Genomic DNA, 23,452 nt, shown 5'->3' on the forward strand with positions numbered 1-23,452 from the left:
TTGCCCGTCACGGCGCGACCTCCCCGCCCTGCTGCTTCTCCTCGGACCGGCCGCGTGCCGAGTCGCTGAGGCGCATCAGCAGGGCCACGATGATCCAGTTGGTGACGACCGACGAACCGCCCTGCGCGAGAAACGGCATGGCCATCCCGGTCAGCGGGATCAGTCCCGTCACCCCGCCGGCGATCACGAAGACCTGGAGCGCCACGATCGAGGCGAGCCCGACCGCGAGCAGCCGGCCGAAGGGGTCGCGCAGGGCGAGGCCCGCCCGGATGCCGCGCTCGACCAGCAGCCCGTACAGGATGAAGATCGCGGAGAGGCCGGCCAGGCCCAGTTCCTCGCCCGCCGTGGCCAGGATGAAGTCCGACTTGACGGCGAAGCCGATGAGGATCGAGTGGCCGGCGCCGAGGCCCGTGCCGAGGAACCCGCCGGCGGCGAACGCGAAGAGGGACTGGGCGAGTTGGTTCGGGCCCCGGCCCGCCTCGATCGAGGCGAAGGGGTGCAGCCAGTCCTCCACGCGGCTGTGCACGTGCGGCTCCAGCCAGCCGACGGCGAAGGCTCCGCACGCCGCCAGCAGCAGGCCCACCGCGATCCAGCCGGTGCGGCCCGTGGCCACGTACAGCAGGACCACGAAGAGGCCGAAGAAGAGCAGCGAGGTGCCGAGGTCGCGTTCGAGGACCAGTACGCCCACGCTCAGCAGCCAGACCGCGACGATCGGGCCGAGTACGCGCCCGGTGGGCAGCTGGAGCAGCCGGATCCGCCGGCCGGTGTACGCGAGGGCGTTGCGGTTGGCTGCGAGGTAGCCGGCGAAGAACAGCGCGAGCATGACCTTCGCGAACTCGCCCGGCTGGATGGAGAACCCGGCGATCCTGATCCAGATCCGGGCGCCGTTCACCGAGGGGAAGAAGATCGGCAGGACGAGGAGGGCCAGCGCGGTGACGACGGACACGTACGTGTAGCGCTGGAGCACCCGGTGGTCGCGCAGGAGCACCACCACCGCGATGAACAGGCCGACGCCAAGTGTCGACCAGACGAGTTGCGTGGGTGCCGCCCGGTCGGCCGGGGTCTCCAGGTCGAGCCGGTAGATCAGGACCAGGCCCAGGCCGTTGAGCAGGACCGCGATCGGCAGCAGCAGCGGGTCGGCGCAGGGGGCGCGCAGGCGCACCGCGAGATGCGCGAGGAGCGCGAGCACGCCCAGCCCGGCGCCGTATCCGGCGGCGCCGGGCGGGACGGATCCGGTCCTGGCGAGCCCGACAGCGCAGTAGCCGTACACGGAGAGCAGGACGGCCATGACGAGGAGGGTGAACTCGATGCCACGGCGCCGGGGGAGGCGTACAGCGGGAGCCGGCGGGTCCGCCTGCGCTGTCGTTCCGGGCGAGAGCATGTCCGGAAGTTAGCAAGCTGGTCGCCCGATGTCCTGTTATACAGCGACAAGTGGGCTGTTCCGGTGCGCCTCGGAAGGCGCTCGGGAAGCGCTCAGCACCAGCGGGGCGAGGCGCCGATGTTGTCGATGTAGCGGGCGGCTCCCCAGGCCCAGGTGCCGTCCGCGAGGAGGTACCACAGGGGATTGCCCTGGACGCTCTGGCCGGGGGTCTTGCAGAAGATGGAGACGACCTCGCCGTACTCCGCGAAGCCGATGACGGAACTGCTGCGGGTCGGCTTGTCCCGCAGGTTCAGCCCGCCGGGCGCGCTGATGCGGCCCTTGTAGTACCTGGGGTGGCTGCTGTCGTGGCTGCTGTCGTGGTCGCCCCAGTCGTCACCGGCGAGGGCGGGGCTCGTGGCGGCCCCGACGGCGAGAGCGCCGCCGGCGGCGGCTATGCCGAGACGGATGAAAGCGGTACGCAGAGACATGGCGGGCTCCTCCGAAATGGGGACCAAGGCTGACTAACCGCCACATTAGAATCCCCCTCCCACAACCGCCCGCCACACTGAGCCATCGGGGCACCGCAACGCTTGCTCTCGGGGCCGCAGCCCTCAGGGGCGCGGGGAACGGCGCAGTCCTTTGTCTTTGGGGGGCGCAGCCCTCAGGGGCGCGGGGAACGGCGCAGTCTTTCGCCTTGGGGGGGCGCAGCCTTTTAGGGGCGCGGGGAACGGCGCAATCTTTTGTCTTGAGGGACGCGGGACCGTGCCGACACGCGACTCCACCGCGCCGCGCCGCGCCGGCAAACACTCCGGGTCGGCACGGCCGGAGGGCTACTCGGCCAGCTCCTCCAGGAGCCGAGCCGTCGCCAGCCCGGTCCGCAGATACTCCACGAAGCGCTCGTTGTGCAGGGCCCAAGGCGAGCGCCGGGAGCGGATCAGCCGGATCGCCTCGTCGGCCGTGTGGCCCGCGAGGACCAGGGCGTGGGCGACGACGAGGCCCGAGCGGTTGTAGCCGTGGTAGCAGCGGACCAGCACGCTCCTGCCCTCGTCCAGCGCCTCGGCCGCGGTCCGGGCGAGCCGTATCACGCCGGCCAGCTGGGTGCCGTCCAGTGGCCCGTCGGGGATGGGCCACACATGGTGCTCCACGCCCGGCTCGGGGCCGTGGCCGGGTAGTCGCAGCAGGGTCAGCACCAGGTCGAACTCGTCGTGTACGACGGCGAACTCCGGTTCTCCCGACCGGCCCGTGTACTCGTGCCCGCCCATCCACAGACCGGGCACTATCTCGCTCCACGGGCTGTCCGGGACCGGTACGTCGGGTTGCCTTCTGCGAGCCCGCAACGGCGCCTCCCCCTCCAACTACTGCCAAAGGTAACCGCCTTCTTGCCCCTGGAGCACCCCGCCTGTTCCCATGGTCGAGAGGTGATGATGCATGAACGCACTGCGCGTCATACCGACTTGGCGGCACGGTCAGGAACGGCTCTACGTCTGCCGCACGGACGGCAGGAACGTCGCCTGGTACGACAGGGAGGCCGCCCGGGTCAATCTGCTCAGCGAGGAGGGGCGCGAGGACGTGCTCGACGCGCTCGGGCCGTTCCTGACCGGAACGGTGACGGTCGGACCGCCACCGGTGCCGACCCCCGCCGAACTCGCCCGGCTGTCCCTGCACCCGGACGACGACCTCGCGCCGAACCGGCCCGGAGAGGCCCTGCAGACCGTGCTCGACCACGAGCCGGGTCCGCAGCGGCGGCTGCGACCGGATCCCAGGCGGCACGCCCTCGCGGCGGAACTCGCGGTGGGCGAGGCGCTGGACCGGCTGGAGGGGGCCGGATGGCGCGTCCTGCACTCGGTGCCGCTGCCTGGCGGGGGCCGCGTCCATCACCTGGTGATCGGCCCGGGAGGCCTGTTCGCCGTGCGCACGGTGCCCGCCCGCAAGCAGCGCGTCCTTGTCGCCGATCCGATGGTCACGGTGGGGCGCCGGGAGGCCCGGCCGCTACTTCGCGGGGTCCGCGCCGACGCGGACCGCGCCTCGTACGCCCTCACCGCCGAGGTGCGCCCCGTACTGGCCCTCTTCGCGCCCCGGGTCGTCTCGGTGACGGCCCCGCTGCGCGAGATGCGCATGCTGCTGGACACCGATGTGACGTCGCTGGCCCGGTCGGGAGGCGTCCTCAAGCCGGCGGACGTCGAGGCGCTGCACGCCATGGCCCGCGACCGGGGGACGTGGGTACGGGTCTGAGGCCCCGCCGCCCGGAAGGGGCGCGGGAGGAACTGCGCGGCCCACCCCACCGGCCCGCAGGCTGTGCGTCAGGGCAGTGATCCCGCCCGGCCGGCGTCCAGCAACGGCTCCAGCAGGTCGCCGTGGCGCTCCAGGCGAGGTGCGATGTCCTCGGCCGTGAAGGCCAGCTCGGAAGGGGCGGCGCAGGACTCGACCTCGTCCCAGGTGACCGGGGTGGAGACCGTGGGGGACTCGCGGGCCCTGAGCGTGTACGGGGCGGCGGTGGTCTTGCGGGCCGCGTTCTGGCTGAAGTCGACGAAGACCTTGGAGGGGCGCAGGCTGCGGGTCATACGGTGGACGACCAGACTGGGCAGATCGGCCTGCGCCTCCACCGCGAGAGCCTTGGCGTAGGCGGAGACCTCGGCGGACGGGGTCGGCTCCAGGGCGGCCAGCAGATGCAGCCCCTTGGAGCCGGAGGTCTTCGCGTACGCCGTCAGACCGTCCGCCGCCAGCCGGTCGCGCAGCCATACGGCGACCCGGCAGCACTCCACGATCGTGGCCGGTGCGCCGGGGTCCAGGTCGAGGACCAGCCGGTCGGCGACATCCGGGGTCCGCGCCGACCACTGCGGGGTGTGGAACTCGGTGACCAGGTTCGCCGCCCACATCAGGGACGGCAGGTCCTGGACCAGGACCATCCGGGCCGGACCCTCCGAACGGGGGACCTCCGTGGTGGCGACCCAGTCGGGCGTACCGGGCGGGACGTTCTTGGTGAAGAAGACCTGGCCGTCCGGGCCGTCCGGATAGCGCAGCAGGGAGACCGGGCGGTCGCGGAGATGGGGGAGGAACGCCTCCGCCGCCGTCGCGTAGTAGTGCAGCAGCTCGCCCTTGGTGAAGCCCGTCGCCGGGTGGAGCACCTTGTCGAGGTTGCTCAGGGTCACCTTTCGCCCGGCCACCTCAGTGATTGGCGTCATAAGATGACAATCCCACGTATTCATACGAAAACGGGTGGGTGGGAAACGGGTGGAAGCGACCTGAAGGGTGTCGAACGTGAGATCCATTTGGAACGGTGCCATCTCCTTCGGCCTGGTCAGCATCCCGATCAAGCTGGTGAACGCCACGGAGAACCACTCGATCTCCTTCCGCCAGATCCACACCGAGGACGGCGGCCGCATCCGCTACCGCAAGGTGTGCGAGGTGGAGGAGCGGGAGGTGACGTCGTCCGAGATCGGCAAGGCGTACGAGGACGCGGACGGCACGATGATCCCCATCACGGACGAGGATCTGGCCTCCCTGCCGATCCCGACCGCCCGGACGATCGAGATCGTGGCCTTCGTGCCGGCCGACCGGATCGACCCGCTCCAGATGGACACGGCGTACTACCTGTCGGCGAACGGGGTGCCGGCGGCCAAGCCGTACACCCTGTTGCGGGAGGCGCTGAAGCGCAGCCGGAAGGTCGCCATCGCGAAGTTCGCGCTGCGCGGGCGCGAGCGGCTGGGCATGCTGCGGGTCGTCGACGACGTCATCGCCATGCACGGGCTGCTGTGGCCGGACGAGATCCGGGCGCCCGAGAACGTCGCCCCGGACGCGGATGTCACCGTCCGGGACAAGGAACTGGACCTGGCCGACGCGTTGATGGACACGCTCGGGGAGGTCGACCTCACGGAACTGCACGACGACTACCGCGAGGCGGTGGAGGAACTGATCGCTGCGAAGGCGTCCGGGGAGGCGGCGCCGTCCGCTCCCTCCGCCGAGAAGTCCGGCGGCAAGGTCATCGACCTGATGTCCGCGCTGGAGAACAGCGTCCGGCAGGCGCGGGTCGCGCGGGGTGAGGACGCCGACGCCGACGCCGCCTCCGGCGGGGGCGGGGCCGAGGTGAAGCCCCTTCGCAAGGGGGCGGCGCGGAAGACGGCCGCGAACTCTTCCAAGCCGGCTTCCGGGAAGAAGAAGGCGCCGGCCAAGAAGACGACCACGAAGTCTGCGGCAGGCTCGAAGAAAACCGCGACGAAGAAGACGTCGGACGCCCCCCCACCCAAAAAGACGTCCCCCCGAAAACGAGCATCGGCCTGACCGGGCCCCGAGACTCGACCGCAGGTCGTCTGTGGCTGGCCGCGCAGTTCCCCGCGCCCCTTAAAAACGCGCCTGCGGTCGCGTGTGGGGCGGGGGCGCTCCGGGATATGTGGTCGGCGCTCCCGAGCCGACAAGTGAACGAACCTTGCCGCGCCGCCCACACATCCCGAACCACCCCCTCAGCACACATCAGCGCCCATAGCCCCCAGAAACTGCCCGCCCCACCCCCGGCCTTTTAGGGGCGCGGGGAACGGCGCGCTCAGCCACGCACGACCCGCACGTACGCACACATCGCTCACCCCCACCCCCTAGGGGCGCGGGGAACTGCGCACCCAGCCACGTACGACCCGCACGTACAAACCCCTCCGGCCACCCCAGGCCTTTCAGGGGCGCGGGGAACTGCGCAACAACCCCCACCGGCCGAAGCCGAAGCCGAAGCCGAAGACGAAGCCCGAGCCGACGCCGAGGTCAGACCCCTCAGCCAACCGCGGCCAGTCGGACCGGCAGAGTCCGATGCCCGTTCGAGATGAACGACGCCACCGGCTCCAACCGACTCCCACCCGCCGCAAGCCGAATCCCCGGAAACCGATCGAAAAGCGCGGGAAGCGCAACCCGGGCCTCCATCCGCCCCAAGGGAGCCCCAAGACAGAAGTGCACCCCGTGCCCGAACGCCAAATGCTCCTTACCGAGCCGGGTGACATCGAAGACACCGGCATCCGCACCGTGATCCACTGGATTGCGCCCCGCCGCGGCGTAAGCCGCAAGAATCGCCTCCCCCTTGCGAATCACCACCCCCGAAGGCCCACCCAGCCCCCCGACCGCCACGTCCTCCACCGCGTACCGCAACGGCAGACTCGCCACCGGCGCCTGCACCCGCAACGTCTCCTCGATCACGTCGTCCCAGCCGGCCCGCCCCGCCCGGACATGCGCGAGCTGTTCCGGATGGGTGAGCAGCGCATGGATCGCGTTGTCGATGAGGTTGACCGTGGTCTCATGCCCCGCGCTGATCATCAGCACCAACGTGTCGAGTAACTCCTGCTCACTCAGCCGCGTACCGCCCTCGTCGTCCCGCGCCGAGATGAGCGCGGAGGTGAGATCGTCCCCGGGCGACTCCCGCTTGGCGGCGACGAGTTCGCCGAGTGCCGCGTACAGCCGCGCGTAGATGTCCGTCACCTCCTCCGGCGTGGCCGCGGTGTTGAAGACGCCGTCCACCACGGCCCGCAGCTCCGCCCCCTTCTGCTCGGGCAGCCCGAACAACTCGCTGATCACCTGGATCGGCAGCGGATAGCAGAACTCCTCGCGCAGATCGACGACTTCGGACCGCCGTCCGGCCTCCTCGATCCGGTCGAGCAGCTGCTTGGTGATCTCCTCGATACGAGGCCGCAGCGCGGCGGTACGACGCGCGGTGAAGGCCTTCGACACCAGGGCCCGCAGCCGTTTGTGCTCCCCGCCGTACGCCGTGAACATGTTCCGCACGGCGACCCAGGTGAACAGCGGCCACTCCGGGGAGATCTCCCCGTTGATCCACAGCGGCCAGTGCTGCCGTGGATCCTTGGACACCCGCGCGTCCGTGAGCAGCCGTTTCAGCAGGTCCGTACTGCTGACCGCCCAGGCCTGGACGCCGCCGGGGAGTTCCACCCGCGTCACCGGGCCGCGCTCGCGTATCCGTGCCGCCTCGCCGTGGATGTCGCGACCCGACGGGTCGATGACGACGGTCCCCTGCTCCGACCGTTCCAACCGCTCTGCCTGTTCTGACATGGGAGCCTCCCGGTACGCACACTCGAACCGCTGCAACAGCAAGACGCCGAGTGACGTTACGGGGCGGCGGCCCGCGCCAACGAGAGCGCGCGAGACCCACTGCGCACGCCGACAAGTTCCCTACGCGTAGAGGCAAGTCGAGGCGGCCTGTCCGTTCTATGGTCATGATCCCGGGTGACAGGTGGAGGCGGCCGAACCATGCCGAGCAGTGATGCGCCGATGTGGCTGCGACCGCTGGGCCCGGAGGTGCGGACCCTCCCGGCCGGCCAGTGGTGGGACGCGGTCCGGGTCCCGCTCGCCACGGGCCTGGGCGTCCTCGAACATCTGGGCCCGCGTACGGGAGCGGTGATCGAGGACGGCTACGGCGGCGTCCTGTACTGGCTCGTCCCGCCGGGCGAGGCCGCCACCTGGGACGTTCACCCGGCCCGCGTTCTCGGCCCGGGCTCCCACGTGGCCGTTCCGCCCCGGCACCGTACGTACGCGCCCGGTCTGCACTGGCGCGTGCCGCCGACCAGGACCCGGCACTGGACGGACCCGGTCCACCTCCACGCCGCCCTGCGCCTCACCCTGTCCTGATCCGATCCAGGGCCCGCCCGGCGGTTTCCTTGCTTTCGGCATCCTGACGCGGAGATCTTGACGGCTTTGAGTTACCGGTAACATCATGGTTGCCGTAGCGCCGTCGCCGACGCCCCGGTCGGCTCGTCGCCCGCGGGAACGCGGGCCTTCAACCGCCAACTGGAGTCCGCGTGAGTGACCACGTGAGTGGCCGCGTGAGCAACGACGTCACCGGTCCGTCGACCGTGCCACCGGTCCCGAACGCTGTGCGGCCCGTGCCCGTGTTCAGCACCGCGGCCGTCGTCGCCTCCTGCGGCGGGTTCGTGCTCATCGGCGCGCTCCAGGCGCTGTACGGGCCCTCGATCCCCGCCCTCCGCGAGGAGTTCGGGCTCTCCCCCTCGGCCGCCGGGCTCGGGCTGAGCGCGCACTTCGTCGGTGGCGTCGCCGGAGTGCTGCTCTTCGACCGGCTGTACGGCCGGCTCGGCAACCGGCAGATCCTCGGGGCCTCGTACCTGCTGATGGCCCTCGGCGCGGCGGGCTTCGCACTCGCGCCGAACTGGCCCGTCGCGCTGACCGCGGCCCTGCTCGCCGGGCTCGGTTTCGGCGGTGTCGACTACGGGCTCAACCAGCTGTTCGCCGTCGGCTTCGGCCACCGTTCGACCGCCATGCTCAACATCCTCAACGCGCACTTCGGCGTGGGCGCGATCCTCGGACCGGCCGTGATCGGCGTGGTCGGCGCCGAGCACTATCCGGTCGTCTTCCTCGTCTTCGCCGTCGTCAATCTGCCGCTGCTGCTGTGCCTCAGGGGAGTACGCGAGCACGCGCCCCAGCCGGGTGCGGGGGAGCAGCCGGTGGGCGGTACGTCCGCTCTCGGCCGCAGCCTGGGGTCGGTGCTCGCCCTGTTCGTCACCCTGTACGTGCTGCACGTGGGCATCGAGGCGGGCGTCGGCGGCTGGGAGCCCACCCACCTGGAGGCGGTCGGGTACGGTGCGGGCGCCGCGGCCACCGCCACCTCCGTGTACTGGCTGATGATGACCGTCGGCCGCTTCCTCGCGGCACCGCTCGCGCTGCGCCACTCCGCCCAGTCGATCCTCACCGTCTCGTGCGCCGGCATGACGGCCTGCCTGCTGCTGGCCACGATCCCGGGCCTCGCCCCCTACGCGTACGCCGGAGTCGGCCTCTTCATCGCGCCGATCTTCCCCACCGGTCTGCCCTGGCTCAACCGGGCCGCCCCGAAGGCCCGCAGAGCGGGCGCGGTGGTCATCGCCGCCTCGATGATCGGCGGAGTCGTGGCCGGACCCGCGCTCGGCAAGGCCATCGAGTGGTCCGGGGTGCGTGCCGTCCCGCTCCTGCTGGGCGCGGTCTCGGCACTGTGCCTGGCCGCCACGCTCTGGCTGGTCCGTGCCACGCGCCCGGCGGCGGCCGACCGCTGAAGCCCCGCGGCGTCGACCGCAGCCGCGATTCCCCACACCGATCCCCGCACCGATCCCCTGTCCGAGCCGAAGGGAAGCAGCATCCTGATGACTGTTCTGAGTACGTCCTCCGACGGGTTCCGGCTCCATGGAGAGCCGTTCCGGATCATCTCCGGTGCGATGCACTACTTCCGCGTCCACCCCGCCCAGTGGGCCGACCGGCTCCGCAAGGCCCGGCTGATGGGCCTCAACACGGTGGAGACGTACGTCCCGTGGAACCTCCACCAGCCCGAACCCGGCACCCTCGTCCTCGACGGCATCCTCGACCTGCCCCGCTACCTGCGGCTGGCCCAGGCCGAGGGCCTGCACGTCCTGCTGCGCCCGGGCCCGTACATCTGCGCCGAGTGGGACGGCGGCGGTCTGCCGTCCTGGCTCACCGCGGACACGGACATCCGGCTGCGCACCGGAGACCCCCGCTTCACCGACGCCCTCGACCGCTATCTCGACCTGCTGCTGCCCCCGCTCCTGCCCCGACTGGCCGCGAACGGCGGCCCGGTGATCGCCGTACAGGTGGAGAACGAGTACGGGGCGTACGGCGACGACCGCGCGTACCTGGAACACCTTGCCGAGGCATTCCGCGCCCGGGGTGTCGAGGAACTTCTCTTCACCTGCGACCAGGCCGACCCGGCGCACCTGGCGGCCGGGAGCCTCCCCGGTGTCCTCACGACCGGCACCTTCGGCAGCAGGATCACCGAGTCCCTTGAGCAGTTGCGGGCCCATCAGCCCGAAGGGCCGCTGATGTGCGCGGAGTTCTGGATCGGCTGGTTCGACCACTGGGGCGAACCGCACCACGTGCGCGACGCGGCCGACGCCGCCGCCGACCTCGACCGGCTGCTCTCCGCGGGCGCCTCGGTCAACATCTACATGTTCCACGGCGGCACCAACTTCGGCTTCACGAACGGCGCCAACCACGACCACGCGTACGCGCCCGTCGTGACCTCGTACGACTACGACGCCGCCCTCACCGAATCGGGCGACCCGGGCCCCAAGTACGACGCCTTCCGGGAGGTCATCGCCCGCCACGCCCCGGTTCCCGATGAGCCCGCCCCGGCGCCGAGTCCCAAACTGCCGCCCACGGTCGTGGAGTTGGGCGACCGTGCGTCGCTCCTCCCGCACGCGAGCGTCCTGGCCGAGCCGGTACGCGTCGACGCCGGCCCGGTGACGACGGAGGAGCTGGGCCTGCGGGCCGGATACACCCTCTACCGCACCACGGTCCCCGTATCCGGCGACGGTGTCCTGCACTTCGCGGGCGGGGTCGGTGACCGCGCCCAGGTCTTCGTGGACGGCACCCCCGCCGGCGTACTGGAACGAGAACGGCATGAGGAAGCCCTGTCCGTGCGCGTTCCGCGGGCCGGTGCCACGCTCGACGTGCTCGTCGAGAACATGGGCGGGGTCAACTACGGCCCGCGCATCGGCGCCCCGAAGGGCCTGCTCGGTCCCGTCACCTTCGACGGCGACGCCCTGCACGGCTGGGACTGCCACCCCCTGGCCCTGGACACCGCGGGTGCGGTTCCCTTCGCGCCGGCCGCGGACTTGCCGTCCGACGCCGGGCCCGTCTTCCACCGCGGCACCTTCGAGGTCCGCACGCCCGCCGACACCTTCCTCGCCCTGCCCGGCTGGACCAAGGGCCAGGCCTGGATCAACGGCTTCCACCTCGGCCGCTACTGGAACCGCGGCCCGCAGCGCACGCTGTACGTGCCCGCGCCCGTCCTGCGCCCCGGCACCAACGAACTCGTCCTGCTGGAACTGCAGGCCACGACCGAGCCACGCGTCCACCTCACCGACACGCCCGACCTCGGCCCGGTGAAGCCCTGATGCCGCCGCTTCGCCTGAAGTCGTCCACACCGGCCGAGCCACCTCTCACCGGCCACCTCCCCTTCTCCGACGCCCCCGGAGTCCCCGACCCGATCGAGGTGACCAGCCGCTGCCTCACCCGCGGCGGGCGGCCCTGGTTCCCGGTCTCCGGCGAGTTCCACTACTCCCGCTACCCGGCGGGGGAGTGGGAGGAGGAGTTGCTGAAGATGAAGGCGGGCGGGGTGACGGCCGTCGCGAGTTACGTCATCTGGATCCACCACGAGGAGGTCGAGGGCCGGATCCGCTTCGACGGCGACCGGGACCTGCGGCGCTTCGCGGGACTCTGCGCCCGCCATGGCCTGGACTTCGTCCCGCGCATCGGCCCCTGGTCCCACGCGGAGGTCCGCAACGGCGGCTTACCCGACTGGCTCCTGGCCCGCGCCCGCACCCCGCGCACCGACAATCCGGCCTACCTGGAACCCGTACGCACCTGGTACGAGGCGATCGCGGGGCAGCTGAGCGGGCTCGACCGCGCGCACGGCGGCCCGATCATCGCCATCCAGATCGAGAACGAGCTGTACGACCGGCCCGGTCACCTGCTGACGCTGAAGCGCATGGCCCAGGCGGCCGGCCTGAGCGCCCCGCTGTGGACGTCGACGGCGTGGGGAGGCGTCCGACTCCCGCCCGACGAACTGCTTCCGCTGTACGGCGGCTACCCCGAGACCTTCTGGACCGAGGCCGACGGCGGCTGGCCCGACACCTGCCGCACACACTTCTTCTTCACCCACCAGCGCGACGACGAGGGCATCGGCGCCGATCTGCGCCCGACGACGGTCCGCGGCACCGAGCCGATCACTACGGAGGGGCGATTCCCCTGGGCCACCTGCGAGTTGGGCGGCGGCATGGCGGTCTCGTACCACCGCCGCCCCCGGGTCGACGCGGCCGACGTCGGCGCGCTCGGCCTCACGAAGATCGGCTGCGGTTCCGTGTGGCAGGGCTACTACATGTTCCACGGCGGTACGAATCCGGTGGGCGAGCGGACGACCCTCCAGGAGTCCCACGCGACGGGCTACCCCAACGACCTCCCCGTCCGCACGTACGACTTCCAGGCCCCGCTGGGCGAGTACGGCCAGTACCGCCCCTCGTACGACGAACTGCGCCTGCAGCACCTGCTGTTGGCGGACTTCGGTCATCTGGTCGCGCCGATGGCGTCCTTCCTCCCCGCGCGGCAGCCGGTGGGGCAGGACGACCGGGACACCCTGCGCTGGGCGGTCCGGGCCGCGGAGGACTCCGGCTTCCTCTTCGTCAACAACCACCAGCCGCACGAGGCGCTGCCGGAGCACCCGGACACCTCGTTCACGGTCGAGTTCCCGGCGGGGCCCGCGCTCACCTTCCCCAGCACATCGGTCACGGTCCCGACGGGCGCGTACTTCTGCTGGCCGCTGCGCCTGGAGGTGGGCGGCCTGCGCCTGGACTGGGCCACGGCCCAGCCCGTCTGCACGGTCGACGCCGACGGCCGTACGGTCCTGGTACTCGCCGCGACGGACGGCATCCCGGTCGAACTGGCCCTGGACGCACGGACATCGGCTTCGGTGCGCGTCCCTTCCGGGCAGAGCGCCACACTCGACGACCGCGTCCTGATCACGGGGCTGCGTCCCGGCACCGACGCCCTGGTGGAGGTGGACACGGCGGACGGCGAACGGGTCGGCCTCCTGGTCCTGGACGCGAAGACGGCCCGTACCGCCTACAAGGGAGTCGCCTGGGGAGCGGAGCGGCTGGTGCTCTGCGAGGCCGGCGCCGGCCTCGGCCTCGGAGCGGGTGTCGGTGTGGGTGTCGTCTTCGACGAGCACGCGCGGGACGGGCAGGGCGAGGTACGGGTGCACGGTCCGGCCGGTGACACTTCGCTCGCCGTGCTGCCCGCGCCGCGACGGCCTCCGGTGGTGACGGGCGCGAGGGTGCGGGAGTCGGGAGACGGGGTGTTCACGCGATACCACCTGACGGACGAGGGCCGGGACCCGCGTTTCGGGGGAGGGGGAGTGGAGGTGGGAGGGGGAGGGGGAGCAGGGCTCGGATCGGCCGAGCTGGTCCGTGCCGCGGGGCCGGCGCCCGCACCCGTGACAGGCGTGCAGGGCCGGGCGAGCGCCCCCGCCGACGAGCACTACGACACGACCGCCGCCGAGTACGCCCTCACCGTCCCGGACGGACTCCCGCTCACCGGAACCCTCCTGCGCGTCCACTGGTCCGGGGACGTGGCACGCGCGTACGTGGGCGACAGGCTGGTGGCGGACCAGTTCCACGCGGGGCGGGTCTGGGACATCGCCCTGGACCGGCTCCCGGCGTTCGCCCTTCGGGGGGAGGGGCTGCGGCTGAGGGTGCTGCCGAGGGCGCCGGACGCGCGGGTGTACGTGGCGGACGCGTCCGCTGCCGACGGGGCTGTGGCGGCGGTCGGGCGGGTCGAGTGGGTGGCGACGCGTACGTGGGTGATCGGGGAGGTCTGAACCCGTCGCACCTTTTCCCTCGCTCCCGCCCGGCGGCCTATTCTGTGGCCAGCCGGGCGGGAGTACGACCGGCGGGACGAACCGTGAATCTGCCTGAAGGACACCACTCGCCATGACCCGAAGTGCCGGTGACGGCGTGCCGCTCCAAGGACCTGGAACCGGACCCGGGCCAGTATCCGGATCCGGGCCAGTATCCGGATCCGGGCCAGTATCCGGATCCGGGCCAGTATCCGGACCCGGGCCAGTGTCCGGGCCCGGACCCTCCGGGGGTGCCCCCAAGGGCCGCAGTCGGCGCAACTTCGCGGGCGCGCGGCCGGTGATGGACGACGTGGCGCGGCTCGCCGGTGTCTCCAAGCAGACGGTCTCCCGGGTACTCAACGACAACCCGGCCGTCCGCCCCGAGACCCGCGAGGTGGTCCTGACCGCCATGCGGACCCTCGGCTACCGCCCGAGCCGCAGCGCACGCTCCCTGGCCAGCGGCCGGACCCGCATGCTGGGCGTGATCTCCTTCGACGCGGCCCGTTTCGGTCCCGCCTCCATCCTGACCGCGATCAACAGCGCGGCCCAGGACGCGGGTTACCTGGTCAGCTCCATCGCGCTCGACACGGCGGACCGGGCCACCGTCGTACGGGCCGTGGGCACCCTGTCGGCCGAGGGAGCGGACGGCGTGATCGCCATCGCCCCCCAGCGCTGGGTGGGCAAGGCGCTGGCGGACGCGCGGCTCGACACCCCGCTGATGGTCCTGGAGAACGACCTCGGCAAGGACGCGTCGTTCGTCACCGCGGACAACTGGGCGGGCGCTCGCAAGGCGACCGAGCACCTGCTGGACCTCGGCCACGCGACGGTCCAGCACATCGCGGGACCCACGGGCTGGCTGTCGGCGGACCGCAGGGTGGAGGCCTGGCGGGCCACGCTGAAGGCGGCGGGGGCCGCGGTCCACGAGCCCCTCGTCGGCGACTGGAGCGCCGACTCGGGCTACGAACTGGGCCGCAGACTGGCCGACGACCCCGACGTCACCGCGATCTTCGCGTCCAACGACCAGATGGCGCTCGGCGTGCTCCGCGCCCTGTACGAGTCGGGCCGCCGGGTCCCGGACGACGTCAGCGTGGTCGGCTACGACGACATCCCCGAGGCCGCGCACCTGCTTCCTCCCCTGACCACGGTCCGTACCGACTTCCCCGAGATCGGTACGCGTTCCCTGCGCCTGCTCCTGTCCCAGCTGGACGGCCCGCCGGAACCGGAACTGGGCCGGGTGGTGCCGGTCGAACTGATCGTGCGCAGGAGTACGGGTCCGGCGCCGACCCGTTGAGCGATTGCGTGCTCACACGGGTCATGGACGAGGAAAATCTGTGTGGATCAGGTGAGTGGGCAGGCACTTCGGCGATATAGAAAGGACACATGCCGGAGCACGAGACCCCTGTCGGAGCCACAGATGACGCCGATGTCACCGAGGACCTTGCCGTCACCGAGGGCTTGGCCGTCACCGAGGACCTGGACGTCATGAAGGACGTGAGTGAAGTGGCGGTGGGAACCACAGTTGTTGCCGGCGCGGGCGTCGACGACGTCGACGCGGTGACCCGGGCGGTGCTGACCGCCTCGCGCGTGCTGGTCGCGGTCTCGGCGCGTTCGCTCGCCGAGGTCGAGGAACGGGTGACACTGCCGCAGGTCCGGATGCTGGTCGTGCTGTCCACGCGCGGCGCCACCAAACTGGTCACACTCGCCGAACTGCTCCAGGTCGCCCCGTCCACGGCCATGCGCATGGTCGACCGGCTCATCACCGCCGGTCTCGCCGACCGGCAGACCAATCCCGGCAACCGCCGCGAGACCCTGCTGCGGCTCACGGACGAGGGTCGGCGCACGGTCGAGGACGTCACGGCCCGCCGGCGGGCGGAGATCGCCACGATCGTGGAACGCCTCACTCCTGGCCAACGGACGGCGATAGTGGAGGCCTTGACCGCCTTCAACGAGGCGGGCGGCGAGCCACCGGTCCCGGACGTGGACGACGCGGAGGACGGGGTGCCGCACCCGCTGGGCTGGGTGGACCCGCCGACGGGTCACGACGCGTAGACCTCTGCCGTTCACCCGACGGCGGGGGTCGGAGTGGGGGTCGGGGTCGGAGAGGTCGTATTGACGTCCAGCCCCTCGGGCTCGTTGAGGACGAGGACGGGCGAGCCGGGCTGCGGGGCGGGCGGGGTCAACTCTGCCTTGGGGAGCTTGGGCGGGGTGGTCTGCTGGAAGTTGACCTGGTCGTAGTTGACGAGGTCGGTCTTCTCCAGCACGGTGATGTGGTCGAGGACGGTGTCGTTGGCCAGGTCGGCGAGTTCACGGATCATGGTGTTCTTGGTGTTGGCGCGGATCTTCGCGATGACGGGGAAGATCTGCCCATGCGTGACGCGCATGATGTTGACGGCGGTCGTGTCGAACTGCTGCCCGGTGCTTCCGTCCACGGTGGCCACGAACTGCTGCTGTTGCGGGCTGGCCTGGTTGGGCAGGGTGACGCCCAGCTCGGGTGCGATCTTCCGACACATCTCGTCGAGCCCGGAGTGCCCGGCGACGAGATGCTTCCCGGCCTCCTTCATGGCGGGAGTGGTCCCCCGCTCCATGGCCATCAGGCCGAGGGGATGCTCCCAGAGTCCGGCGGCCCGAACCTTGACGACGAAGTCGCGATCGGCTTCGGTCAGGGGCCCGTACCGGGTGTTGGCGATGATGCGGTCCTGGCTGGTCGTGGTGGTCTCCACACCGACGAGAGCCGGATACGTGAGCGCGGCAAGCGTCACGACCAGCCCACCGATCACGAATACGGTCCCTGCCGTGCGTTGCGTGACACGCATGCTGCCTCCTGAGCTGAACGACCCGGTCCACAGGAGGTACGTACGAGAAGCACGGGCCAATCATTGCTCAGGGTAAATTTTGCACTCGCGCGGATTTGGCCCACCGGGCCGGACGTCTTCGTAACCGGGCGGTACGGCGTCCTGGGGTGCGGCGGGTTCGTCCTCCGGACGTGCTGGTGGGGCTGAACGGCTGGCAGGCACCGAATGCCACCAGTCGAACGGCCCCCAGACCCGGTCGACGATCGAGCGCACGCCACGGAAGATCAGCACGAGGAGGGCGGCGAGGATGAGGAGCAGAACCCAGCCGACGACGAGAAAGACGATCGTGAAGATCAACATCGCGTCGGCCGTCGACATCCCTCACCTCGCCACGGAGACCGCACTCTCCCGAGAGAGCGCTTCTGCAAGGAAATGTACGAGCGAGGCCGTCGCGTGTCGATGGACCGACCGGACCGGCCGGACATTCCCCGGCCGCCGCGAACGCCACTCCGCTGCGGACTGCGGCTTTGGCGAGGGGCGTTGCTCAGCGCAGATGATCGACGAAGACGCTCCATGCGCCGAGAGAAAAGGCGAGGGTGGGGCCGGTGGGGCGTTTGCTGTCGCGGACGGGTATGAGGGGAGCGAGGTTGCCGGCGACCTCGACGCAGTTGCCTTGGCCGCCGCTGTAGCTACTGGCATGCCATACGGCGTCCGTGAGTACGGGCTGTATGTGGTGGTCCTGGCTCATGCTTGGTACTCCTTGGCGATGCGGCTGATCAGCGTGCGTGATTCCGTGGGAGGCAGCGCCGTGGTACGGGCGTCGTCGAAGAGAGTGCGGTAATAGGCGACGGCCGGTTCGCGCTCCACCCAGATGTTGCCGGTCGGGGTCTCCGTCAATACAAGGTCGAGCGACGTCACCTGAGGGAAGCTCAGCAGCAGGTACGGGCCGAACATGCCTGAGTGTGCGCCACGCGCGAACGGCAGCACCTGGACAGTGATGTTGGGCCGCTCCGCCATGGCGAGTAGGTGCTCCAACTGTGCCTGCATCACGGTGGGGCCGCCCACGTGCTGGCGCAGGACTCCTTCTGCCAGTACCGCCCAGAGCGACATGGGGTCCTTGTCGGTAAGCCGACGCTGCCGGGCGAGCCGGACCTGCACGAACTGGTCGATCTCCGCAGGCGTCTGCCAAGCCCGCGAGGCGACTGTCACCGCACGGCCGTACTCGGCGGTCTGAAGCAGCCCGGGGATCAATTGCACCTCGTATGTTCGGACGCTGTCGCAGATGGCCTCCAGTTCGATCTGATCCCGGTACGAGTCCCCTAGAACGGCGTCGTACGGGTGCCACCATCCGTCGCGGCGACGTCGGTTGGCGCGTTGCGCCATGGCGCTGAGGCGGGCGCGTGTCTCGAAGTCTTGGACTTGGTACGCCTGCATGAGCGCGTTCAGATCCGGAGCGCGGACGGGAACGTGCCCGTTCTCCATCCGGCTGATCTTTCCCTTGGTGCAGTCGAGCAACTCGGCGGCGTCTGCCATGGACACACCCGAGGCCTCACGGAACTTGCGCAGTTCGTCGCCGAGTTGGCGTCCGAGCACGGTGGATGGTTTGACAGTAGGCATGTGTGACTCCTACCAGAGGCCGGGCTTTCAGGCCGCGAAGGTACTCGAAAAGGTGAAACGAGACTATCAACCTCTATGCAACGTTGCGCCAATGCATATGCTGCGGAACGTCTGCTTCGGTGCGCCATTAACTGCCGCCGCGGCGCGGGGATGCGATCGCCACCTATCGACCATCAGGGAGTGCCATGGCAGGGAGCCCGGGCTCGAACGAAGTCACTTTTCAGCTGAGCAACTGCCGTCGCAGCGTGCCGAGAACGCGAGCGCTGGCACACGCCGTGCTCGGCGAATGGGGCGTCGCCCAAGACGTACTGGACGTCGCGGAATTGCTGCTCTCCGAACTGGTGACAAACGCGCTGCGCGCGCACGCACCGAGTAACCAACAGGTTGGCGTCAGGATCGCGAGATCAACGGCAGACGGTCTGCTGAGACTGGAGGTCAGCGACGAGGCCCCGGGCCGGCCCGAAGTGCGGACGCCCAGCGACGACGAGACCGGCGGTCGTGGGCTATTGCTGGTGGAGGCACTGGCTCACCGCTGGGGCGTCGAGGAACGCGAAGGCGGTACCGGAAAAACGGTATGGGCCGAGCTGAAGGCGCCGGACATCATTGCCGAGCCCGCCGAACGGGAGGTCGCGGCGGCGATGGTGCGCCCGGACCAGCTGGTGAAGGTGTGGGGCGAGTGGCGCGCGGTCGTCAGCGCACGAAGCGAACAGCGTGACGGGGACGACCCCGCAGTGCTGCTGAGCCTGGACGAGGGCCCGGCGCTACGAGTCCAGGCAACCGAACCGCTCACCGTCCGGCAACGAGAGGAGGACGCAGGGAACGTATGAGTGTGCGGCAATCCAGCTCGTGACCGCCCCATCAAGACGTACACCGGCAGCATCCGCGCCTACAGCGACCCTGAGTTCGACGACGCGCTGCAAGAGGGGCTTGACCTCATCGCCGAGATCAAGAGGGGCAATCAGGAGTGAGCCGAACCATCGAGCTCGGCATATGACGGGGCCCGGCACAGGGCAACGGCGAGACGTTCGTCTACCGAACCCGCCTCGAACGTCGCGAGGACATGCCGGGCCTGATAGTGGTGTACGTCTACGTGTACTCCAGGCCCACCAGTCAGCGGCGGCAATCATCACGGCCACACCCGACGACGATAAAAACGAGCCGCAGCCCTCACAGGGACTGAGGCAGGGCAGGAGTGCCGCGTCTCACCAGGGCGAGGGAGCGCCGGTCAATGACGGCGTGGCCACGCAACAGCCCTAACCAGCAAGGATCAGGGCGTGGCCCTGGACGGCGGGGAGCGGGCCACGCGACGCCCCCACGCCTGGCGTCTACTCCCGACGGGCCTGGTGAAGCCGGCCGCGCAGAGCGTGGATTTCCTCGTCTGTGACGGGCCCATGCTCGGCCTCTGCAGCCTGAATGATGTCGTTGAGGTCGTCACGTTCGATCTGGCGGGCCACGTCGGCGGCTACACAGGCGGACAGGCCAGAGAGGCCGCTGCGGGCCCTGGCTGCTTCCGCGACGTCGCGCGGCATCGTGATCGAATACTTGCGGACGGTCCCGGGCATGCTGCTCATCTTCCAGCCTGCAACGTGATCGCTGGCGAACGCCCGCTTAAACGGCACCCGGCTGCACATACGCCAAGACCCCGTCTTCAGCGAGAGCACTGATGGCGGGGTCTTTGGGCACCTCATACAGGGTGCCCCCGGCAGGATTCGAACCTGCGCACACGGCTCCGGAGGCCGTTGCTCTATCCCCTGAGCTACGGGGGCGTGTCGGCCGCTGTGGTTGCGGTGACGGGTTGAACCCTACCAGCTCTCTCCGGGTGTTCATGAACGGATTTCGGGGGGTCGGGGAGGGGGCGTCGGAGGTGGCTCGGCGGTTGGTTGGATCTTGGTTGGGTCCGGGTCCGGGCGCGAGCCCGGGATCCCCCGCGTGGGGTGGAAGTAGGGAAAAGCCGGACGCGAACCCGCGCGCCGACCTACTCTCAAGTTGTGCCAGGCGCGTCGGGTCGGGTGCTTGTTGTGGACGACAACAAGGTCATCCGGCAACTGATCAGGGTCAACCTCGAACTGGAGGGTTTCGAGGTCGTGACCGCGGCTGACGGTGTCGAGTGCCTGGACGTCATCCACCAGGTGCGCCCCGATGTGGTCACCCTCGACGTGGTCATGCCCCGGCTCGACGGGCTGCGTACCGCCGCCCGGCTCCGGGCCGATCCGCGTACCCGTAACCTCCCCCTCGCCATCATCAGCGCCTGTACCCAGTACGAGGTCGAGAGCGGCCTCGACGTCGGCGTCGACGCCTTCCTCGCCAAGCCCTTCGAGCCCGCGGATCTGGTCCGGCTCGTACGCCAGTTGCTTGAGCGGCGGGAGAGCGCCGACACCGGTGTGGGCAGTGCCTCCGGCAGTGGGGCCGGTTCGTCGTTCGACAGTGCCGAGAGCCTTTACGGGCCCGGCGGCCACGAGCGCGCCGGCCGCGCCGGGAACTGAGCCCCACGCGACGAGGGCAGGGAGAGAAGGCAGCGCGGAAGCAGGCCTGCCGTCCATATGCCGGACCCTTGTCCAAACCCATTCGCCTACCCACCCCCCTCCTCCCCTACGCTTGTCCCGTGACCCCCGTCGAGCTCTCCAGCACCGTTCTGCGCGCCGTGCGGCGTGCGGTGGACGATGGTGAGCTCGCCGTCTCCGTGCCCGAGCGGGCGCAGGTCGTGCCGCCCGGGCCCGGCGGGCGCGGGGACTACGCCAGCAACATCGCCCTGCGACTGGCCCGGCCCGCGGGTCGGCCGCCGCAGGAAGTCGCCGAGATCCTGCGACCGCACCTCAGTGGAGTGGCGGGTGTCGCGCGGGTCGACATCACCGGTCCCGGGTTCCTCAACATCACCCTCAGCGGCCGGGGGCCCGCCCTCGTCGCGGAGATTCTGCGGCGCCGCGAGCGGTACGGGTACGCCGAAGAGCCGACCGGGCAAGTCGTCCAGCTGCATTACCCGCGCGAAGTGCGCGCCGCCGTCACCGGGCAGGTGCTCGCCCGGATCCTGCGGTCCCAGGGCGCCCTCGTCCGTACCTCCTGCGAGGCCGCGCTCGACCTCGCCTGGGCCGGCCCCCTCGGCGTCACCGTCGACGTCACCCTCGACGCCCACGGCGCGTCCGGCGCGCCCGCGCCGCTCGAAGTCGATCTCCGGCCCGTGCCCGCCGGCCAGGACCCCAGCCACCTCGGCCGGGACGCCGGCCGCTGGGCACTCCTCCACCCCGCGCCCCACGACCGGCCGCGGATCACCGAGGAACACCTCGTCCAGACGGAGGGCAACCCCCTCTTCCGGGTCCGGTACGCGTACGCCCGCTGCCAGGCCCTCGGCCGTAACGCCGCCGCTCTCGGGTTCGCCGCCGCTCCCGGAAACCGCGCAAGCGGCCCCAGCGGCGGTCCCGGCAGCGGCTCCAGCCCGCTTCTCGACGCCCTCGACACCTACCCCCACGCCCTCGCCGCCGCCGCGCGCCACCGCGCGCCCGACCGGGTCGCGCGGCATCTCGTCACCGTCGCCGACGCGCTGCTCGCCTTCCAGCACACCGTGCTCCCGCTGGGGGACGAGAAACCCTCGGCCGCCCACCGTTCCCGGCTCTCGCTCGCCGAAGCCGCCGGGACGGTGCTGGCCGGTGGCCTGTCCCTGCTCGGCATCGACGCACCGACACATCTCTGAGCTGATCAGATCTGATCCTATTGATTTGATATTGATTTGATCCGGTCTGATTTGATTCGATCTGAGATCTTCTAGAAAGCCCAAAAGACATGAGCCGATCCGCACACCCCGCCGGGCCCCGTCACGCCGATGTCCTGCCCGAGGGTCACTACACCGCCCCGGCGGCCGACCTCAACGTCCTCGACCCGAAGGTCTGGGCGCAGACCGTGACGCGTACCGGGAGCGGTTCGGTCAGCGTCGGCGGGATCGATGTGGCGACGCTCGCCGAGGAGTTCGGGACGCCCGCCTACTTCGTCGACGAGACCGACTTCAGGGCGCGGGCGCGCGCCTGGCGTACCGCCTTCGGGCACGACGCCGACGTGTTCTACGCCGGGAAGGCGTTCCTCTCGCGTGCCATCGTGCGCTGGCTGGACGAGGAGGGCCTCAATCTGGATGTGTGCTCCGGCGGTGAGCTCGCCACCGCGCTGTCCGCCGGGATGCCCGCCGACCGCATCGCCTTCCACGGCAACAACAAGTCAGTGGAGGAGATCACCAAGGCCATCGAGGTCGGCGTCGGGCGTATCGTCCTCGACTCCTTCCAGGAGATCGTGCGGGTCGCGCACATCGCGCAGAGCCTAGGCAGGCGGCAGCGCGTGCAGATCCGGGTGACCGTCGGCGTCGAGGCTCACACGCACGAGTTCATCGCCACCGCGCACGAGGACCAGAAGTTCGGGATCGCCCTCGCGGACGGACAGGCCGCCGAGGCCGTCCGGCGCGCGCTCACCCTCGACGGGCTCGAACTGATCGGCATCCACTCCCACATCGGGTCGCAGATCTTCGACATGGCCGGCTTCGAGGTGGCCGCCCGTCGTGTCGTGTCCCTGCTCGCCCAGGTCCGTGACGAGCACGGTGTCGAACTGCCCGAGATCGACCTCGGCGGCGGCCTCGGTATCGCCTACACCAGCGACGACGACCCCCGCGAGCCCCACGAGATCGCCAAGGCGCTCGGGGAGATCGTGACCAGGGAGTGCGAGGCCGCGAAGCTGAGGACTCCTCGGATCTCGGTCGAGCCCGGGCGCGCCATCGTGGGACCGACCGCCTTCACGCTCTACGAGGTCGGCACCGTCAAGCCCCTCGAAGGACTGCGTACGTACGTCTCCGTCGACGGCGGCATGTCCGACAACATCCGTACCGCGCTGTACGACGCCGAGTACAGCGTCGCCCTCGTCTCCCGTACGAGCGAGGCCGAGCCCATGCTCGTACGCGTGGTCGGCAAGCACTGCGAGAGCGGGGACATCGTGGTGAAGGACGCTTTCCTGCCGTCCGACCTCGCGCCCGGTGACCTCATCGCGGTGCCGGCCACCGGCGCGTACTGCCGCTCGATGGCGAGCAACTACAACCACGCCCTGCGTCCGCCCGTCGTCGCGGTCCGCGACGGCGAGGCCAGGGTCATCGTCCGCCGCGAGACCGAGGAGGACCTGCTGCGTCTCGACGTCGGCTGACATGGACGAATGAGCGAGGACGGAAGATCTCCTGTTTTCCGGCCTCGCGCAAATGAAATCGACATCTCACGATCCGGACGAAGGGTAGAAACCCCCGTCCGGTGAGTGAGACTGGTCCCACCGTGACGGTATGAGGAAACGAGG

At 70.3% G+C, this 23,452-nt stretch carries 23 protein-coding genes and 1 tRNA gene; 13 read left to right on the plus strand and 11 right to left on the minus strand.

The window, feature by feature from the left end; translation table 11 throughout:
- Positions 1 to 7: 7 nt before the first annotated feature.
- The 3 genes from ACH4DZ_RS12115 to ACH4DZ_RS12125 form a co-directional block, all read right to left on the minus strand.
- Complete coding sequence (locus ACH4DZ_RS12115) at positions 8 to 1,381, minus strand: FtsW/RodA/SpoVE family cell cycle protein (RefSeq protein ID WP_398286935.1); 1,374 nt, start codon at positions 1,379 to 1,381, stop codon at positions 8 to 10.
- Between the two features lie 92 nt (positions 1,382 to 1,473).
- Positions 1,474 to 1,848 (minus strand): SH3 domain-containing protein, encoded by a 375-nt coding sequence (locus ACH4DZ_RS12120; protein WP_398286936.1) that lies wholly within the window; start codon positions 1,846 to 1,848, stop codon positions 1,474 to 1,476.
- Positions 1,849 to 2,190: 342 nt separating this feature from the next.
- Positions 2,191 to 2,697: a dual specificity protein phosphatase family protein gene (locus tag ACH4DZ_RS12125; RefSeq protein ID WP_398286937.1), complete on the minus strand. Its 507-nt coding sequence runs from the start codon at positions 2,695 to 2,697 to the stop codon at positions 2,191 to 2,193.
- Between the two features lie 91 nt (positions 2,698 to 2,788).
- Between ACH4DZ_RS12125 and ACH4DZ_RS12130 the strand changes: the two genes are divergently transcribed.
- Positions 2,789 to 3,592 (plus strand): nuclease-related domain-containing protein, encoded by an 804-nt coding sequence (locus ACH4DZ_RS12130; RefSeq protein WP_398286938.1) that lies wholly within the window; start codon positions 2,789 to 2,791, stop codon positions 3,590 to 3,592.
- Between the two features lie 68 nt (positions 3,593 to 3,660).
- Here ACH4DZ_RS12130 and ligD read toward each other — a convergent pair whose 3' ends face one another.
- Positions 3,661 to 4,542: a non-homologous end-joining DNA ligase gene (ligD, locus tag ACH4DZ_RS12135; RefSeq protein ID WP_398286939.1), complete on the minus strand. Its 882-nt coding sequence runs from the start codon at positions 4,540 to 4,542 to the stop codon at positions 3,661 to 3,663.
- Between the two features lie 76 nt (positions 4,543 to 4,618).
- On the opposite strand from ligD, the gene ACH4DZ_RS12140 reads away from it, so the two are divergent.
- Positions 4,619 to 5,638: a Ku protein gene (locus ACH4DZ_RS12140; RefSeq protein WP_398286940.1), complete on the plus strand. Its 1,020-nt coding sequence runs from the start codon at positions 4,619 to 4,621 to the stop codon at positions 5,636 to 5,638.
- 477 nt (positions 5,639 to 6,115) lie between these two features.
- On the opposite strand, the gene ACH4DZ_RS12145 is transcribed toward ACH4DZ_RS12140, so the two are convergent.
- Positions 6,116 to 7,396, minus strand: a complete 1,281-nt coding sequence (locus tag ACH4DZ_RS12145) for a cytochrome P450 (RefSeq protein ID WP_398286943.1) — start codon at positions 7,394 to 7,396, stop codon at positions 6,116 to 6,118.
- A 198-nt stretch (positions 7,397 to 7,594) separates the two neighbouring features.
- Between ACH4DZ_RS12145 and ACH4DZ_RS12150 the strand changes: the two genes are divergently transcribed.
- From ACH4DZ_RS12150 to ACH4DZ_RS12175, 6 genes are all read left to right on the plus strand, one after another.
- On the plus strand, positions 7,595 to 7,972 hold the full coding sequence (locus ACH4DZ_RS12150) for a hypothetical protein (RefSeq protein ID WP_398286944.1): 378 nt from the start codon (positions 7,595 to 7,597) through the stop codon (positions 7,970 to 7,972).
- 260 nt (positions 7,973 to 8,232) lie between these two features.
- Positions 8,233 to 9,384 (plus strand): MFS transporter, encoded by a 1,152-nt coding sequence (locus ACH4DZ_RS12155; RefSeq protein ID WP_398287083.1) that lies wholly within the window; start codon positions 8,233 to 8,235, stop codon positions 9,382 to 9,384.
- Between the two features lie 87 nt (positions 9,385 to 9,471).
- The gene (locus tag ACH4DZ_RS12160; protein ID WP_398286945.1) at positions 9,472 to 11,238 is read left to right on the plus strand and encodes a beta-galactosidase; all 1,767 of its coding nucleotides are present in this window, start codon (positions 9,472 to 9,474) and stop codon (positions 11,236 to 11,238) included.
- Entirely contained in the window at positions 11,238 to 13,715 is a 2,478-nt protein-coding gene (locus ACH4DZ_RS12165; RefSeq protein WP_398286946.1) for a beta-galactosidase, read from the plus strand. The genes ACH4DZ_RS12160 and ACH4DZ_RS12165 overlap by 1 nt, the downstream gene beginning before the upstream one ends.
- Positions 13,716 to 14,034: 319 nt before the next feature.
- Positions 14,035 to 15,024, plus strand: a complete 990-nt coding sequence (locus ACH4DZ_RS12170; protein ID WP_398287084.1) for a LacI family DNA-binding transcriptional regulator — start codon at positions 14,035 to 14,037, stop codon at positions 15,022 to 15,024.
- Between the two features lie 191 nt (positions 15,025 to 15,215).
- Complete coding sequence (locus tag ACH4DZ_RS12175; RefSeq protein ID WP_398287085.1) at positions 15,216 to 15,782, plus strand: MarR family winged helix-turn-helix transcriptional regulator; 567 nt, start codon at positions 15,216 to 15,218, stop codon at positions 15,780 to 15,782.
- A gap of 11 nt (positions 15,783 to 15,793) precedes the next feature.
- Here the strand turns inward: ACH4DZ_RS12175 and ACH4DZ_RS12180 are convergent, their stop codons facing one another.
- From ACH4DZ_RS12180 to ACH4DZ_RS12195, 4 genes are all read right to left on the minus strand, one after another.
- Positions 15,794 to 16,546: a DUF4142 domain-containing protein gene (locus ACH4DZ_RS12180; RefSeq protein WP_398286947.1), complete on the minus strand. Its 753-nt coding sequence runs from the start codon at positions 16,544 to 16,546 to the stop codon at positions 15,794 to 15,796.
- A 60-nt stretch (positions 16,547 to 16,606) separates the two neighbouring features.
- Positions 16,607 to 16,903: a hypothetical protein gene (locus ACH4DZ_RS12185; RefSeq protein WP_398286948.1), complete on the minus strand. Its 297-nt coding sequence runs from the start codon at positions 16,901 to 16,903 to the stop codon at positions 16,607 to 16,609.
- Positions 16,904 to 17,069: 166 nt separating this feature from the next.
- A complete protein-coding gene (locus ACH4DZ_RS12190) occupies positions 17,070 to 17,273 on the minus strand; it encodes a DUF397 domain-containing protein (protein ID WP_398286949.1) in 204 nt (67 codons plus the stop codon).
- Entirely contained in the window at positions 17,270 to 18,142 is an 873-nt protein-coding gene (locus ACH4DZ_RS12195; RefSeq protein ID WP_398286951.1) for a helix-turn-helix domain-containing protein, read from the minus strand. Before ACH4DZ_RS12195 ends, ACH4DZ_RS12190 begins: the two co-directional genes overlap by 4 nt.
- Before the next feature lie 185 nt (positions 18,143 to 18,327).
- Between ACH4DZ_RS12195 and ACH4DZ_RS12200 the strand changes: the two genes are divergently transcribed.
- A complete protein-coding gene (locus ACH4DZ_RS12200; protein ID WP_398286953.1) occupies positions 18,328 to 18,969 on the plus strand; it encodes an ATP-binding protein in 642 nt (213 codons plus the stop codon).
- Complete coding sequence (locus ACH4DZ_RS12205; RefSeq protein ID WP_398286955.1) at positions 18,970 to 19,110, plus strand: hypothetical protein; 141 nt, start codon at positions 18,970 to 18,972, stop codon at positions 19,108 to 19,110. It begins immediately after the preceding gene.
- Between the two features lie 357 nt (positions 19,111 to 19,467).
- Here ACH4DZ_RS12205 and ACH4DZ_RS12210 read toward each other — a convergent pair whose 3' ends face one another.
- Both ACH4DZ_RS12210 and ACH4DZ_RS12215 read right to left on the minus strand, forming a co-directional pair.
- Complete coding sequence (locus tag ACH4DZ_RS12210) at positions 19,468 to 19,704, minus strand: CopG family transcriptional regulator (protein ID WP_398286957.1); 237 nt, start codon at positions 19,702 to 19,704, stop codon at positions 19,468 to 19,470.
- Between the two features lie 132 nt (positions 19,705 to 19,836).
- Positions 19,837 to 19,908: transfer RNA gene (locus ACH4DZ_RS12215), tRNA-Arg, on the minus strand.
- Between the two features lie 168 nt (positions 19,909 to 20,076).
- Between ACH4DZ_RS12215 and ACH4DZ_RS12220 the strand changes: the two genes are divergently transcribed.
- The 3 genes from ACH4DZ_RS12220 (at position 20,077) to lysA (ending at position 23,308) form a co-directional block, all read left to right on the plus strand.
- A complete protein-coding gene (locus ACH4DZ_RS12220; protein ID WP_398286959.1) occupies positions 20,077 to 20,625 on the plus strand; it encodes a response regulator in 549 nt (182 codons plus the stop codon).
- A gap of 119 nt (positions 20,626 to 20,744) precedes the next feature.
- Positions 20,745 to 21,827: an ArgS-related anticodon-binding protein NrtL gene (nrtL, locus tag ACH4DZ_RS12225; protein ID WP_398286960.1), complete on the plus strand. Its 1,083-nt coding sequence runs from the start codon at positions 20,745 to 20,747 to the stop codon at positions 21,825 to 21,827.
- Between the two features lie 89 nt (positions 21,828 to 21,916).
- Positions 21,917 to 23,308: a diaminopimelate decarboxylase gene (gene lysA / locus ACH4DZ_RS12230; RefSeq protein ID WP_398286963.1), complete on the plus strand. Its 1,392-nt coding sequence runs from the start codon at positions 21,917 to 21,919 to the stop codon at positions 23,306 to 23,308.
- Positions 23,309 to 23,452 lie beyond the last annotated feature (144 nt).

Source organism: Streptomyces sp. NPDC017991 (assembly GCF_044328075.1).
Lineage (GTDB): Bacteria > Actinomycetota > Actinomycetes > Streptomycetales > Streptomycetaceae > Streptomyces.